Annotated in this window: 9 protein-coding genes; 2 read left to right on the forward strand and 7 right to left on the reverse strand. The window is 46.4% G+C overall.

Annotated elements, in window-relative coordinates; genetic code table 11:
* Positions 1-267: 267 nt before the first annotated feature.
* Positions 268-2,931 (reverse strand): alanine--tRNA ligase, encoded by a 2,664-nt coding sequence (alaS, locus tag CIK93_RS08945; RefSeq protein ID WP_094390546.1) that lies wholly within the window; start codon positions 2,929-2,931, stop codon positions 268-270.
* A gap of 732 nt (positions 2,932-3,663) precedes the next feature.
* Complete coding sequence (locus tag CIK93_RS08950; RefSeq protein WP_094447138.1) at positions 3,664-4,017, reverse strand: helix-turn-helix transcriptional regulator; 354 nt, start codon at positions 4,015-4,017, stop codon at positions 3,664-3,666.
* A 612-nt stretch (positions 4,018-4,629) separates the two neighbouring features.
* On the opposite strand from CIK93_RS08950, the gene CIK93_RS08955 reads away from it, so the two are divergent.
* Positions 4,630-5,919 (forward strand): ATP-binding protein, encoded by a 1,290-nt coding sequence (locus CIK93_RS08955; RefSeq protein ID WP_094447139.1) that lies wholly within the window; start codon positions 4,630-4,632, stop codon positions 5,917-5,919.
* A 244-nt stretch (positions 5,920-6,163) separates the two neighbouring features.
* Here the strand turns inward: CIK93_RS08955 and CIK93_RS08960 are convergent, their stop codons facing one another.
* From CIK93_RS08960 to CIK93_RS08980, 5 genes are read right to left on the reverse strand one after another with little or no spacing between them, the layout of a single operon-like run.
* A complete protein-coding gene (locus CIK93_RS08960) occupies positions 6,164-7,609 on the reverse strand; it encodes a BACON domain-containing protein (RefSeq protein ID WP_094447140.1) in 1,446 nt (481 codons plus the stop codon).
* Positions 7,610-7,641: 32 nt separating this feature from the next.
* Positions 7,642-8,952, reverse strand: a complete 1,311-nt coding sequence (locus tag CIK93_RS08965; RefSeq protein ID WP_094447141.1) for a DUF4302 domain-containing protein — start codon at positions 8,950-8,952, stop codon at positions 7,642-7,644.
* Between the two features lie 10 nt (positions 8,953-8,962).
* Positions 8,963-9,853 (reverse strand): putative zinc-binding metallopeptidase, encoded by an 891-nt coding sequence (locus CIK93_RS08970; RefSeq protein WP_094447142.1) that lies wholly within the window; start codon positions 9,851-9,853, stop codon positions 8,963-8,965.
* 23 nt (positions 9,854-9,876) lie between these two features.
* Entirely contained in the window at positions 9,877-11,508 is a 1,632-nt protein-coding gene (locus tag CIK93_RS08975) for a RagB/SusD family nutrient uptake outer membrane protein (RefSeq protein WP_094447143.1), read from the reverse strand.
* 41 nt (positions 11,509-11,549) lie between these two features.
* Positions 11,550-14,855: a SusC/RagA family TonB-linked outer membrane protein gene (locus CIK93_RS08980; RefSeq protein ID WP_094390539.1), complete on the reverse strand. Its 3,306-nt coding sequence runs from the start codon at positions 14,853-14,855 to the stop codon at positions 11,550-11,552.
* 578 nt (positions 14,856-15,433) lie between these two features.
* On the opposite strand from CIK93_RS08980, the gene CIK93_RS08985 reads away from it, so the two are divergent.
* Positions 15,434-15,784: a MerR family transcriptional regulator gene (locus tag CIK93_RS08985; protein WP_094434214.1), complete on the forward strand. Its 351-nt coding sequence runs from the start codon at positions 15,434-15,436 to the stop codon at positions 15,782-15,784.
* Positions 15,785-15,987: the final 203 nt, after the last annotated feature.

Below are 15,987 nucleotides of genomic sequence, written 5' to 3' on the forward strand. Positions count from 1 at the left end.
ATTTTCGTTAAAGATTTTATTTGGCGCCAACAAGGTTTCTACTTTTGTCCTTACAGGACGTAGGTTAGGAATGTGCATTGTGTCCGCAGGGCGTTGCCCTGGGCTAAGGAAACCATTGGGCTTTCAGCCCGTTGTCCTTTGCCTTCGATGCTTCAGAATTGCTGTGTGAATTTCATTCGTGCAATACATGGGATATAACAACGAGCGACGCACCGTGAGTCAACTACTCGCGGCGCGTCGCTTTATGATGTGGATGGAAACAGGCAATTAGAGTTTTGCCAATTCCACAACCTTGTCGATAGCAGCATTCAGACCGTCGGTATTCTTACCACCGGCAGAAGCGAAGTGAGGCTGGCCGCCACCGCCACCCTGTATGAGTTTGGCAGCTTCGCGAATCATCTGTCCAGCGTGGAGACCCTGCTCCTTCACCATATCGTCGCTCATCATGATGCTCAGCATGGGTTTGTCGGCACTGATGGTACCAATGACACAAAGCAGATGTGAGGGAACGGCTTCACGAATCTTGAATACCAAGTCTTTGGCAGACTGAGCGTCGAGAGGCAATACTGCCTTGATGAGCGTCACTCCGTTGAGCACCTGAGCCTTCTCCACGAGTTTGTCTTTGGTGCGCTCTACGGCTTGTGCCTTAAACTGCTCGATATCCTTCTTCATGGTGTCGTGCTCATCAATATACTTCTTGATGACACCCTGCAGATCCTTTGCATTGTTGAAGAATGCACGTACAGCCTTCAGTGTGTCTTCCAACTGATAGAGCATTTCCTCGCAGTCCTTACCAGTCTTAGCCTCGATACGACGGATGCCGGCAGCCACGCTGCTCTCGGTCAGTATCTTGAAGAAGCCGATGCGACCTGTTGAAGTGGCGTGGATACCACCGCAGAACTCGCATGAAGGACCGAAGCGCACTACGCGAACCTTGTCGCCATACTTCTCGCCGAAGAGGGCGATGGCACCCAGTTGCTTGGCTTCCTCAAACGGAACGTCGCGATGCTCATCGATATGGATGTCCTGACGAATCATGTCGTTGACGATACGCTCCACCTGACGCAGTTCTTCATCGGTCACTTTCTGGAAGTGAGAGAAGTCGAAGCGCAGGGTATCGGCGCTGACATACGATCCCTTCTGCTCTACATGGTCGCCCAATACCTGGCGGAGGGCATAGTCGAGCAAGTGGGTTGCCGTATGGTTGGCAGCAGAAGCGTCGCGCTTGTCGGTATCTACACAAGCCATAAATTCGGCAGTGGGATCCTTAGGCAACTGCTTCACGATATGGATGCTCTGGTTGTTTTCGCGCTTGGTATCGATGATTTCGATGGTTTCAGCCTCGTTGACGAGTACACCGCAGTCACCTACCTGTCCACCCATCTCTCCGTAGAAAGGAGTGTAGTCGAGCACGAGTTCATAGAATTCGTTTTTCTTCTGTGTCACCTTGCGGTAGCGCAGGATATGACAGTTGTATTCGGTATAGTCGTAGCCCACAAACTGCTGTTCGCCAGCCATGAGTTCGGTCCAGTCGGAGTTTTCCACAGCGGCAGCGTTGCGTGCGCGATCTTTCTGTTTCTGCATTTCAGCGTTAAACTGTTCCTCATCCACCGAGAATCCGTTTTCGCGGCAAATCAGTTCGGTGAGGTCGAGTGGGAATCCGTAGGTGTCGAACAGTCGGAATGCCTGAACGCCATCCAATTGATTTTTACCCTCAGCCTTGAGTTTCTCCATAGCATCGCCAATCATCGAGATGCCCTTTTCCAGTGTGCGCAGGAAAGAGTCTTCCTCCTCCTTGATCACCTTGGTGATGAGTTGTTGCTGGGCTTTCAGTTCGGGGAAAGCGTCACCCATTTCGTGCACCAGTGTAGGCACGAGCTTGTAGATGAATCCCTCTTTCTGTCCCAGGAAGGTGTATGCATAGCGCACGGCACGGCGCAGGATGCGGCGGATGACATATCCTGCCTTTGCATTGGAGGGCAGTTGACCGTCGGCTATAGAGAATGCCACGGCGCGCAGATGGTCTGCACAGACGCGCATGGCGATGTTGATTTCGTTCTGCTCCTTGCTGATGGGGTTGGCAGTCTCTTCCTCAAAGGTGAAATATTTCAGTCCTGTCAGGTCTTGCTCAGCCTTGATGATGGGCTGGAACACGTCGGTATCGTAGTTAGAGTGCTTGCCCTGCATCATGCGCACCAGTCGCTCAAAGCCCATACCCGTATCGATCACGTTCATGGAGAGCTTTTCGAGTGAACCGTCAGCCTTGCGGTTGAACTGCATGAACACGAGATTCCATATTTCAATCACCTGTGGATCGTCCTGATTGACCAGTTCGCGACCAGTTTTTCCGCTGGCAGCTTTCTGTTCTGGAGTTCGCGAGTCAACGTGGATTTCCGAGCATGGACCACATGGTCCCGTATCGCCCATCTCCCAGAAGTTGTCGTGCTTATTACCATTGATGATATGGTCTTCTGGCACGTGCTTCGCCCAATATTTTGCTGCTTCTTCGTCGCGTGGGATATTCTCCTCAGGTGAACCTTCAAACACGGTCACATAGAGGTCTTCTGGATTCAGTTTGAGCACACTGACAAGGTATTCCCATGCCATATCGATAGCGCCTTCTTTGAAATAGTCGCCAAACGACCAGTTACCAAGCATTTCAAACATGGTGTGGTGGTAGGTGTCGTGACCCACTTCCTCAAGGTCGTTATGCTTTCCGCTGACGCGCAGACACTTCTGAGTATCGGCACGGCGGCGTGGTTCGGGCTCTCTTGTGCCCAGGATAATGTCTTTCCACTGGTTCATTCCAGCATTGGTGAACATCAGTGTGGGGTCATCCTTGATGACCATCGGAGCCGATGGCACGATGGTATGTCCGTGCTGTTCGAAGAATTTCTTGTACGACTCTCTGATTTCGTTCGCTGTCATCATTGTCTTTTCTACAAAGTTTATCCCCCATCTGCCACATAGTGGCGGATGGAGGCATTGGTTATGTTTTGTTATTATATATTCTTCATCGTTGTCTTATAACTTGCCATCGGTTCAATGGGCAAATTCCCCGTTGTATGGCCTTGCACAGGTTGAAGCCTTTGCCTACCGATGCCACATGGCTATGAGCCACATGGTTATATATTATGCAAAATTACGGAATTTTTCTCCAACTGAAAGTTGGTGCAATACAAAATTATATATAATTAACAGTTACGCACGTTCATTTTTTCGTGTTAATTAAGGTTAATGGTGTGGAAATTTTCAACAATGGCAGATATCCCCCTCGTTTGTCCGCAGAAAAGCCATGATTGTCTTCTTGTTTGCGGACTATTGTTGACGGTGTTGCGGTCGTCGGTATAATATGTTGAGAAACAGATGTTTCATATAAACATGCAGCAGATGCGAATGCAAAGTAAATTGATTTGCTCAGTAAAACAAATTGATTTCCTTTGCAAAGTAAATTGATTTGCTCGGCAAAACAAATTGATTTGCTGAGAAGAGCAACTTTCGTTTGAGACGTGAAGCAGTTCTTTAGTGCACGAAAATCATCGTGACAGTAGGGCAAAATCATTGAAATTGCCGAGTAAATTCATTGAATTTGCTGACCAAATTCAATGAGATTGCTGACCAAATTCAATGAATTTGCAAAACAGCGCACTATCCTTTTGACTATCATGCACTTGCAACGGCCTTGTTTTGCTGGTCACGAAACAGCGATGGCGATACGCCATATTTGCGCTTGAAGGCAGTGCAGAAGTGGCTTTGGTGCTCGTAACCCAGTTGATAGCCGATGGTAGAAACGGGTTCGTCGGTATTGCACAGCAGTTGCACAGCCATTTCCATGCGCAGATTAAACAGGTAGCCGAACACGGTAGTGCCAAACGACTGCTTGAAACATTTCTTCAGCGTACATTCGTTGGTGCCCACGAGAAGTGCCAAGCGGTGGAGACTGGGCATGCGCTGATAGTTGTGATGGATGAAAGTGCGGGCGTTGTCCATTTGGATTTGAAGTGTTGAGGTCATCATTGTTGCTTTTGGAATTAATGGTTTGTTGTTTTCTTAGACGTTGTCCCTCCATCGGTTGGAAGAACACGCTGCAAAGTTATGTCAACTCCGAAAACCAAGCAACAATGCGGCGCGACGGGTCTGTGACCTGCCTTGCAGTCACGCAATAGTCACGTTGTTTGCCATGAAAATCCTCTATGTCACAGCAATTTTTCTCTTGTTGCAAAAGCATTATGATGGTCGGTTGTTGGTCAGTTGGTGGTCGAATGGTGGTCGAAACGCGTCAGGATAAAGTCATCGAACACCCATTAAGTCACTGTTTCTCTGTCGGTTAAGCGGTATTGGTGGTCGAGTGGTCGATTTTTTCGACATCGCGTGTGCCTGTATGCGCACGTGTGCGCGTATGTGTGCGAGAAATAATAAGGTCTTTATCTCTCTCCGCTCCTATAGATTTCCGCCAACTGCCACAACGAAAATGCGCCAACTGTCACAACGAAAATGCGCCAACTGCCACAACGAAAAAGCGCCAACTGCCACAATATGGAGGTAAAATAACAAGATTTAACGATTATATGGTGCTGATATACAATTAAATATCGTATATTTGCATCAGAATATATAAAAGCTATAAAAATGAAAGAATATAAGGCGAGAATTGCAGACAAAATATTAGCAGAAAAGTTGGAAGCGATGGGTGCAGTGCTTATCGAAGGACCCAAGTATTGCGGTAAGACGACATTAGCATCTCAGCAAGCTAACAGTATATTGTCTATGTCTGATCCCGACACCCTACAACAGAATATGGCCATGGCAGAAACCAATATCAAACTGTTGCTCCGTGGCGACACTCCACGACTTATTGACGAATGGCAGATAGCACCAAGGTTTTGGGATGCGGTGAGAAATGAAGTGGATCAGCGTGATGAAGATGGGCAGTTTATCCTGACAGGGTCTGCTGTGCCTCCAAACTTCGATGAGATATTTCATACTGGTACAGGACGTTTTGCTTGGCTCAAACTTCGTACCATGAGTCTTTGGGAGTCTGGTGACTCTACTGGTGAGGTAAGTCTTGCAAGACTGTTTGCCAACGATGCGGAAGATTATTTTGTGGAAGGCATCAATCAGATAGATTTAGAGCGTTTGGCTTATCTTACATGTCGTGGCGGTTGGCCAAAGGCACTGAATAAGAAGACAGAAAAGGCAGCACTCCAGCAGGCAATCGAATATTTTGAGGCTGTTACAAGCTTTGATATTTCTCGTGTCGATGATGTCAATCGCGACAGTGAATTGGCACGACGGATTATGCGATCGTATGCACGGAACCAAGGCAGTCAGGCTACTGCAGGAACTATATTGGCTGATATTATAAGTAATGAAAGTTCTGAGATCAGTGAGAATACCATCTATTCATATCTGAAGGCCTTGAAGAAAATTTTTGTGATAGAAGATTCTGTTGCGTGGAATCCTAATCTGCGAAGTAAGGCTGCTATTCGTACATCCGATACCAAGTATTTCACAGACCCTTCGATAGCTACTGCTGCATTAGGTCTTGGCCCCAACGATTTGGTGAATGACTTGAATACATTTGGTTTGATCTTTGAGACATTGTGTGTCAGAGATCTGCGTGTCTATGCCGATGCCATTGGCGGCACAGTATTTCATTATAGAGATAAAAATGGTTTGGAGTGTGATGCTGTCATCCATTTGCGTAATGGAAAGTATGGATTGGTAGAGATAAAGCTTGGTGGCGACAAGTTGATAGAAGAGGGTGCGAAGACCCTTACTGCTCTTGCAGACAAGATTGATACGACAAAGATGAAAATACCTTCGTTTAAGATGGTGCTGACAGGAGTGGGGCAATATGCCTTTCAGCGTCCGCAAGACGGGGTGTATGTAGTGCCAATAGGCTGTTTGAAGGATTGACAAAACCTGATCGGTCTTTGGAGTAAATTCAAAGCGGGACATTCCTAAAGGTAGTAGGAGTGTCCCGCTTTGTATGATATGGGTTCAAAACAGCCATTTGATAGACAAGGAAACAAAGTTGTTTCCTTCAAATGCAAAGGATGAATAAAAACAAAAAAAGTGGACGGGCACATGCCTCGTCGGCATCTCCCGTCCACCAATCATAGTGAGAGTGTGTTTTGTTAGGTGTTTATATTCTATCCATTTATTTCAGTGGTCTTAGAATATTCTTCAATACTGCAGGACGTGCATACTCGCCGTTAGGCAGCTGAATGGCACAACCATTCTTATTCGCATACTTGGCAGTGTTGCCCTCAGGATTACTCATCAAGTAAGGCTTGCCGAATGCAAGCAGAGAACCAAGATTGTTGGCAGTGGTAAATGCATTAGCTTTCATGACCTGGAACAACCAAGTGTCGATCTGGTGAGTGACGTTATTGTAGGTCCAGGTACCAGCCCAGTCGATGATGGTTACTACATCACCTGATTTCTGCTTTTTTGCATAAACAGTACCCGTCGATGCAGCGTCGGTAACTGTAGCAGTTGACCAAATCATATGGTCTCCTCCGAAGGAGTTACCCCATGCCAGATACAGGTAGAGAGTTGTTCCTCCGGCACCCCATTCTCCCAGATAGGTACCGCAGTTGGCTGTTTGCACAGTTCTGGCAGTCTTGTTGACGGTCAGAGGAATAGTATAGGCACCGAAGTTAGTGAATGGTTTGATGATGATACCCTTATCGGTGACAAGGGCAGGTAAATAGTACCATCCTTCCTTTTCTACGTCGTAGAACAGGAATTTGTATGTTCCTGGGAACTGATCGGCAAAGTCGAGCTGGCTCACATAGAGTGTCTTCTCTGATTTACCTGACTTCACGGCAACCTCACCTACACGGCGCTTAGTAGCGTTGGCAGCAACCGAAACCTTGATCACATTGCCGGTGATGCTGGCGGTAATCCAGTCAGCCTTGCTCTCCACGGTGACAGGTTTGCTGTGGGAAACGGTAACAGTCTTGCTGCCGGCAGCGTTGCTCAGTATGCTGGCAACATTGGTGGAGAGGCTGAACTTCATGGCAGCCTGGTTTACGAAGAGGGTATCTTCCAGTACACCGCTGGTCACCAAGATCTTACCCTGACGGGCAACGGCATAGTCGTTTGATGCAACTTCAACCTTGATAGAATCGCTCTTTGCGTTAACCGAAGCCTTAACCCAGTCGGACAGGCTCTTTACCGTAACTGAACCGACAGCCTTTGCGATAGCTACATTGTAAGAAGCGTCGAGGTCGGTGGCTGCGAGTTCATTGCTTTCCAGTGCGAGCATACCGCCAGTCTGTACGATACTTACCAGATAGGTGTCACCGTTGGCAGCCTTTACATCAATGTGTGAGGCACGTGACTCGCGGGTAGGGTTGGCTGTTGCACTTGCAGTCAGCACGTTGCCGTTGATAGTGGCGGTGAGCCAGTCAGCAGCCGAAGCAACTGTCAGTCCTTCGCCAGTGAGGGTAATATCTACCGAACCGCCAGCGGCAGGAATAGTCGTTTCCGATTTTTCCACCTGAATGGTGTTGACTTTCTCTGTGAAGTCGTCGTCGCCGCAGGAAGCCAGCGTGAGGCTTCCTATGGCAAAGACGATCAGACTATATATCTTTTTCATACGCTTATAAGTCTATATTATGTGATTTAATATTAATGCTTTCCCGGATAGAGCACAGGGTCCTTCACCAGTTTGATGACATTCTTCGCATTGTTCTGGTCAGTCAATGTCATTACGGTAGGATTGTTAACATCGTCAGTACTCAGCTTGAAAGTAGAGAGGAATGGTGTGTAAGCATCTTTGAAGTTACAGTGGAGATCATAGTATATACTGTAACCTACGTAACCGTTGAGATCGAAGGTGATGACATCTGGTTCGTTTATTGGAGCATCAACAGCGAATGCTGCAACACCGTAGTATGTACCTCCGCTGAGGAAATAGAAACCATAGTTTCCTTTATAGGTTCCGATGTAGCAGTAGTTCACGTCTTCACCTTCGCTATCCTTACAACCATCAATGAATGACTGCAAACCAGGACCAGCTACTTCACCTATATTGCTCAGAGCAAGATACCAGTTGCCTCTCTGGAAGATATCGCTCAGATCCTTTGATAAGCTAAAGGTCTTCGACTCGTCGTTGGAGACTACGATGGTGTTGGCTGTCAGTACATCGTTGACGGTAGCAGTATCTTTTGCGTTGATGCCTTTGAGTGTATCGCCAAAGAGTTCGATAGGTTCGCTGAAGAGAACACCCTTGTCGGTAGAAGTATAGGGAACAGTCAGTGAGGCTACTTCGCCCTTATCATCTACATATTTCACTGAGTATTCGCTTGAACCAGGATAGAACTTAGCCCTTTTGTCGCCAACAGTATAGGCAAGAATACCTGCGTTGGTCAGACTCTCAGCTATCTTAGATGCAGCATCGAAGTATTCAGCTACGGGACGGGTCAGACGCTCAAGAACGATGGTGTTGTTGAACTTCTTACCTTTGAGGGTAATGGTGTTCTGATCCTCGCTGATGTTCATGATGACAAACTCATAGTCGGCTTCCCATCCGTCAACATCTGTTGGAGCGCCGCTTCCAGCGGGGTCACCATAGATATGGAGCAGATCATTGTAGGTATCGAAAGCGAGTACAGGACCCTGGTCGCGCGTAATCTTATAAGTAGAAACTACTGACTTGTAGGAACCGTCTTTGTTTGTTGCAGTTTCGTTGTACATCTGTACCTTACCGTCGGTAAACTTCATGGCAAGGTTCAAACCGCCATAAGCATATTCCCGACCAGCATAGTAGTGCATGACCCAACCTTCCTGTGAGCTGGTCAACACTTCCTTGGCATTGGCAACTGCTTCGTTGATACGCTCTGCAGCCGACTTGTCGAAAATCTCGTCGTCATCGTGCAGACAAGACTGAAGTGACAGTCCTGCTACGGCAAACATGATATAGAAAAATATTTTCTTCATAGCGTTGTCTTTACTTTAAGTGTTCGAAATCAAGTTTCTTGTATTCCACAGCACGACGCTGAACTACGGCACGCAACTCTTCAAGGTCGATGTTCCAGTTCTGGCGCATATAGGTGCGGATGTGAGCCAGTTTCTGTTCGATGATGGCCTGTCCTTCTTCGCCGGCTTTCACCATCTTGGAATTCCATAGCGCATCATTGTTGGTCAGATACTGTGAGTAGAGCTCTGCATAGTCTTCAGCAGGTTCACTCATCGCATAGTTGCGGATGAAACCGAGTGGCAGTGCCTGTATGTCGGTGTTGTACTGATACCAGTCACCGCTGACATAGTTACCTTCTGAGATGAGGTCAAACGAAGTATCGTATGGCTTCTTCTGGTTCAGAATGTGCTGGAACTCATGGTGCAGAGTGGTGAAGTACCACTGGTTCAGTGCTTCATAGTCGTCAAGCTTGATTGCAGAACCCAGGTTGTTCACATTGTAGAGGGTAATTTTGTAACCGCCCTCGGCAGTACCCATCACAACGGTTCCGTTGTTTTCAATGGCAAGTGAACCGATGAACTGCAGTACACGTGGGGTGTTGGCCTTCACAAAGTCAGGACCTGCTACCTCAGCGTATGCGTCATACCAAAGGTATTTCACAATCATGGCCAGCTTAGCACACTTGGCAGAGTCTGCTGGGGTCAGTGTGTATTTGTGGTCAATCTCGGTATCCTTCATGCGGTAGAGCACCTCTACGTTGTAAGGATAGGTGAAGTTTTCCAGCAACCACTGCTCAAAGGCATCGGGCTTGGCTTCGTCGTTCACAAAGATGCTGTTGCCGGAAGGCTGGTCACCGTCTGAACATGCCGTGAAGCTGAGTGCTGCAACAACGGCAAACAGGATGAAATATATCTTTTTCATTGTGTTCTTGATTTAGTGTGTCGTTACTTTTTAATCTCGTAGATAAAACCAGAGTCCTGCATCATGTTACCGCCCTGGTCTTTCACTGTAATACGGTCGTTAGGCTCCAAACCAGAGGTGATTACATCCTGAGGCAGCTGGATGGCACGACGTGGATCGTCAACAGTGAGTGAGTCGGTTACAGCAGAGATAGTGTAACTTGTGTTGGTCTGGCGACGGTAAATCACAATACCGTAACGTTTCACGTCCTGCATACGGTATCCTTCGCCGACTTCCATGATACGACGCAAGTGAAGAATGGCCTGAAGCAGTGCTTCCTGGTCTGAACCCTCGGCATCGATGGTATAGACGGGTTTTACGAAGTGCTTCTTAACGGTGGCTTTCTTTGGAGTGTAATAGTCAACACCATTGTAGAAGTCAACGATTTGCTTCAAGGTGAAGGTCTTCGGATAGTTCTGATAAATCTTCATGATGGTGTTGTAGTCATCAACGGCTTTCTGCAGTTCGCCACTCAGCGCATAAGCCTCGGCGCGCTCTAACAGAAGTTGCTCAGTGGTGAATACGGCATACTCAGCATGGGCAAATCCGATACCAGCCTGAAGGTCGGTGTATTCAAACTCATAGGGCACCTTGCGATGGAATAGGTTTGCCAATGCGGTGTTACTCCATACACGCTGTTTGAAAGTAGAGTTGGCTGCGCCGAACGGACCCTTAGAGGCAATATCCTCATCGTAGGTGATACGGTAGCTATGAGCATATTTCTCACCGTATAAGTAAGGACCAGAGATGGCTCCCCATTCTGAATATACGGTCTGGAGCAGGAAGTTACACTTCTCGTCGGCAGATACCCAAGCCTCAGGACGAATCTGTTGGTTCATGTTAAGAGCTGCGTAGGCATCCCAATCGCGAGCTTTGGCAGTAGGATCGGCGCCCAATACTTCTGTTGCATAGGTGATGGCCTTGGCGAAGTCGCCCTTGTAAAGATAGAAACGAGCGGCAAATGCTTTGGCGGCATCGGTATTGAAGTGGAACTTAGGTTTGCTGTAGTTGCTGCTAACCAAAGGAAGACCACGCTGCAAATCCTTATCAATCTGACCATAGAGATCCTCCATAGTGCCACGAGTATATACTGTTCCTACTACCTTTTCTGGATGTGTAGGATAAGGCAGACCCAAATCTGTTGAAGCAGTAGCAGGATTGTAAGCCTTACAGAAAACGGTAGAGAGCTGGAACATGGCATAAGCACGGCAGAGCAGAGCCTCACCCAACTGTTCGCTATACTCAGCAGGGCTGCCCTTTCCCTCAATCAGGTCAATGGCAGCATTGGCAGAAGCAATGGCGAGGTAATGACGGTTCCAAAGTTCCTGAGGTGATTCATCTTCACCTGTTTCAGTGATGTCTTCCCATTTGTAAGCCTGAGCCTGAAAACGTGATGCTTCTGACCATGAAGGGTTGACACAGTCATCGGTATTGTCTGAATACATCTCCAGCAGATAGGCAGGGTGTGAGCTGGGGTAAGCACTTACCAATAGATTGCTGACATCGCTTGGAGTCTGAAGCTCCATACGGTTGTCGGGTAACTTGTCGAGCCAATCGTCACACGATGTCAAGGTAAGGCCCAGTGCAATGATTGAAAATCCTATATATTTTTTCATATTGTTGTTCTTTTGTTTGTTTCGTTATTCCATTACCTTGATTAGAAGCCAACTTTAAGAGTTGCAGTGAACTGCTTGGGCACAGGAGCTGATACACCACCAGAGCGGAAGAACTCAGGATCCTGACCGTTCAACTTCTTGTCGGCATAGATGAGGAAGAGGTTGGTGGCCTGCAACTTCAGAGAGAGGTTGGTCAGAGGCTTAATCCAATTCTTGGGGAAATCATACTGCAGAGAGATTTCCTTCATGCGGATGAAGTCACCCTTGGCAATGCGTACATCTGAGTAGTTGTAGGCATTGTAACCATAACGCAACTGTGAGTTGTTGGTGTACTGTGCATAACTCAAGATGACAGGTACGTTGGTCTTCTTCTCGTCGCCAGGAACCATCCAGCGGTTTTTGAACTCCTTGGTCATAGAACTCAGGTCGTTATAAGTGGCTGAGAATACAGGATCGAGGCGAACTACATTACCAAATGAGTAGGTGATGAAGAGGTTCAGGGTGAAACCTTTATATTTGAAGAGGTTGCCCAAAGAACCCTGTACGGTAGGATCGGTAGGACCTTCATACTTCAGGTAATCAACCTTGTCGCGCTCCTGGAAGTTGATGTTGTCGGTGGTGATTTCTCCTGCTTCGTTGTAGAAAGTAGGAAGACCGTTTTCATCAAGTCCTGCGAAGGGGATAGAGAACAGTGAACGTACGGGATAACCTACGCGGCGTCCACCGAAGTTGGTGATCATATCAATCACACGGTCCTGGCTTGCCAAATTGGTAATTTTGGTCTTGGTGTGAGAATAAACCAAAGAGGTGATCCAGCTGAAGTCCTTCAACTTGATGTTGGTAGAAGAAATAGAGAGTTCCTCACCATGTGATTTCATGTCGGCTGCGTTGGCCCAGCGGATAATCTGACCACCGATACCCTGTGTGGCAACAGGACCGATTTCATCATAGTTCTTACGAGTATAGATATCAAACGATACGTTGATGCGGTCGTTTAAGAAACCTGCTTCAACACCGAAGTTGAACTCGTTCTTCTTCTCATAAGTCAATTCGCTGTTCTCAAGGTCTGAAAGCTGGATACCAGTTTCCTTATCGCTGGTGAAGATGCGGTAGGGGTTGAAAGCCTTGAATACGTTGGTTGAACTTGTATAAGATGTGGGAGGAGGTGTGGCGGTCAGAGAGTAGCTGGCCTTCAGTTTCAAGTGGGAAATGGTTGGCTCCCATGCTTTGAAGAATTTCTCCTGGTCAACATTCCATGAACCTGCAATGTTCCAAGTCGGTGTCCAACGAGCAGAACGGCTCTTACCCATGGCGTTTGAACCTTCATAACGAACGGTTCCGTTCAACACATAACGGTTGTCGTAACCATAGGTGGCGTTGGCGAAGAAGGCTGCCGAACGTGAGTTGGTGTTTGAAAGTGAATAGTAGTCGGTGTTCTCTTCCAAGCTCTTCTTGAAGAACTGATAGGTGTAGTAAGGAATTTCACCCTTAGCATACTGCATACCCCAACCGTTGAACCATGATCTTGAACGCTGGATTTCGGTTGTCTCCATACCACCGAACAGGTTTACGTAGTGGATGTCGGCAAAGGTATGTACGTAGTTGGCTGTTGCACGGAAGTTGTAGTCGCGCATGCGGTTGTCGGTGCGCTTGTACATACCACCTTCGGGCAGTACAGAAATAGGGCGAGAGTATAGTACGTCTTTATCAGTATAGAGGTACTTGTTGGCATCGCGGATGATGGTGTTGTCCATAGCGCGATAAGCCTCTGCCTGGTTTGAGTTGTCGAGAATCTTATATTCCTGTGAAGTGGTGGTGTATTTCAAAGCACCAAGTACAGCAATCTCCAAATCCTTGATGGGCTTGTATTTCAACTCTGCCTGGAACTTAGCATCGAGGAAGTTGACATCGATGAAGTTGGTTTCCAATTCGTGCAGAATGTTGAAAGCTGCATAGTTACTATGATAATAGGTGTCGGGATCGAGTGCACGTGAAGTGTTCAACGCATAAGAGTATGGGTTGATATCGAAGTCACGCTTTACATTACCTGATACAACATCGACGTCCTGACTCAGAGTACCAGGAGCGCGCTGACTACGGTAACTACCGCTACCGATGATGTTCAGTGACAGGTTGTCGAGAATCTTGTGGTTCACGTTCATGTTCAAGGTGTAGCGGTCAACCTTTGACTGCTTGTACCATCCTGGGTCGGTCATGGCACTGACTGAAGCATAGTAGTTTGACTTGGCTGTACCACCGCTCATGCTGACAGAGTGGTTCTGCTGGATGCTGGTAGAGAAAAGCTCGTCAAACCAGTCGGTGTTGCGGAACTCTGCATTTGCCAAATAGGCATTCTTGGCCTCTGTAGTATTAGCCAAAGCGAAAGCGCCGGTTGATGGATTGTAGGTGTTGATCAACTCATACATCTTACCATATACACCATAGTCGCTACCATTCAGTGTGTTGCTGAGGTTCAACCATCCTTTATCGTACAACTCACGATAGATACCCATCTGATCCTGAGAGTTCAGAATGTTGAAGTTACCATAGGTAGGTTTCAAACGCATGGTGAATTCACCAGTATAGTTGATGTGTGCTGTACCTGCCTTACCTTTCTTGGTGGTTACTACAATCACACCGGCCATGGCACGTGCACCATAAATAGAGGTGGCAGAACCGTCTTTCAGAATCTGGAACGACTCGATATCATCTGAGTTCAAACCAGCAATGGCTGAAGAAATAAGGGTTTCTGGGTCACCTGATGACAATGCATCAGAGTCAATGTCGGTTACGTCTTCCATGATAACACCGTCAACTACCCACAGTGGCTTTGAGGAACCGTAGATAGAGGTGGCACCACGTACACGTATCTTTGGTGCTGTACCGAAGGTACCACTGACGTTCTGTACAGATACACCAGCAGAACGACCTTCCAGTGAACGCGAGATATCGGCGATACCATTAAGAATGGCATCCTCGGCATTCACACGGTCGGTAGCACCAGTAAACAGACGACGGTCGGTCTTCTGCATACCAGTTACAACCACTTCTTCCAGCTCTGCACTGGGGCGAAGGCTGATAGACATCTTGGCTTTAGGAGCCAGTGTCTGTGTTTCCATACCAATGTAACTGACACTAATCTTTTTACCTGCAGGTACTGAAAGACTGAACTTACCATCAGCATCGGTCACTGTTCCTGAGCGCTGGCCCTGAATAATGATCGAAGCACCGATGATTGGTTCTCCGTCTTCCTGAGATACTACGGTACCTGTTACTTTTGTCTGTGCCAACACTCCTCCACATAGAAGGAAGATATTGACCAACAAGATAAGCAGTTTCTTTTCCATAAAAACTCTCATTTTGATTAAAAATTAAACATATCACTAAATTATACTCTGAATAACTATTTTGTGTTGTCTCGAATGACAAGCGTTGTGTGATCGTGAATAACTATTTTTGTTCCTATTTAAGTTCTTTTCACAAATTAACATGGTGCAAAAGTACAGTAAATTGTTCTAATTACCAAATATTATATGATGTTTTTTATATAAAGCATGAAAAATTCCACGAATAAGGTAGAAAATCAATGGTGAAAGCATGAAATCGTAAGATAAAACATGAAATTAACAAAAAAGTGTCAGTTTGCAAAGATTGGTTAAAACCGTGTGCCGTTTTTTACATATTTTAGGTATCATAATATTAGAATGGCATGGAAATTTGATTTTTTGTTCACTTAATCGTATCTTTGAGGCGTTGCCTCTTAGATACTCACGTTCGGAAAACCTCAAATAAATTTGGTTTTTCGCTCACTTAATCGTATCTCTGCAACATAGTTGCGAAGATACTCACGTTCGGAAAACCTCAAATAAATTTGGTTTTTCGCTCACTTAATCGTATCTTTGCAAAGAAATAAACCGATACGATTATGGCACTCAACTTGAACAAGAATCTGAAGATGTATTATTCTATCCGCGAAGTGGCGGCTATGTTTGACGTTAACGAAAGCACATTGCGCTACTGGGAAACTGAATTTCCTACGCTCAAACCAAAAACTTCGGGACCGGCAAAGATACGACAGTATCAGCAAAGTGACATCGATCTGTTGCGCACAATACATAATCTGGTGAAGGTGCGCGGTTTTAAGATTGCTGCAGCCAAGAAAATTCTCAATTCCAACAAACGAGGTACTGCCAACAAAACTGATGTATTAAGTAGGTTGATTGATATCCGAACGGAATTGCAAGCACTGAAAAAACAAATGGACTATCTTGTTTGAGATGGTCCTTTTGTTTGAATATAAATCCTCATGAACAATTCTTTTTGTTTGAATACAAATCTATTCAAGTTTCGCAACTGAGGGAATTGATTGAAGTTAAAGAACGTTTTCGTTAAGCCAAATGAGCAGAATAAAGCTCGCTTTAATTCTGTCATGGCGAGAAAAGGTGCCATAAAATGGAAGTTATCACTTCCTACGGTCGT

Origin of the sequence: Prevotella sp. P3-92, assembly GCF_002251205.1 — a bacterium.
GTDB lineage: Bacteria > Bacteroidota > Bacteroidia > Bacteroidales > Bacteroidaceae > Prevotella.

Bases quoted from the DNA above. Each gene is read 5' to 3' on its own strand.
- alaS (WP_094390546.1), bottom strand. From the start codon at position 2,931: ATGATGACAGCGAACGAAATCAGAGAGTCGTACAAGAAATTCTTCGAA.
- CIK93_RS08950 (WP_094447138.1), bottom strand. From the start codon at position 4,017: ATGATGACCTCAACACTTCAAATCCAAATGGACAACGCCCGCACTTTC.
- CIK93_RS08955 (WP_094447139.1), top strand. From the start codon at position 4,630: ATGAAAGAATATAAGGCGAGAATTGCAGACAAAATATTAGCAGAAAAG.
- CIK93_RS08960 (WP_094447140.1), bottom strand. From the start codon at position 7,609: ATGAAAAAGATATATAGTCTGATCGTCTTTGCCATAGGAAGCCTCACG.
- CIK93_RS08965 (WP_094447141.1), bottom strand. From the start codon at position 8,952: ATGAAGAAAATATTTTTCTATATCATGTTTGCCGTAGCAGGACTGTCA.
- CIK93_RS08970 (WP_094447142.1), bottom strand. From the start codon at position 9,853: ATGAAAAAGATATATTTCATCCTGTTTGCCGTTGTTGCAGCACTCAGC.
- CIK93_RS08975 (WP_094447143.1), bottom strand. From the start codon at position 11,508: ATGAAAAAATATATAGGATTTTCAATCATTGCACTGGGCCTTACCTTG.
- CIK93_RS08980 (WP_094390539.1), bottom strand. From the start codon at position 14,855: ATGGAAAAGAAACTGCTTATCTTGTTGGTCAATATCTTCCTTCTATGT.
- CIK93_RS08985 (WP_094434214.1), top strand. From the start codon at position 15,434: ATGGCACTCAACTTGAACAAGAATCTGAAGATGTATTATTCTATCCGC.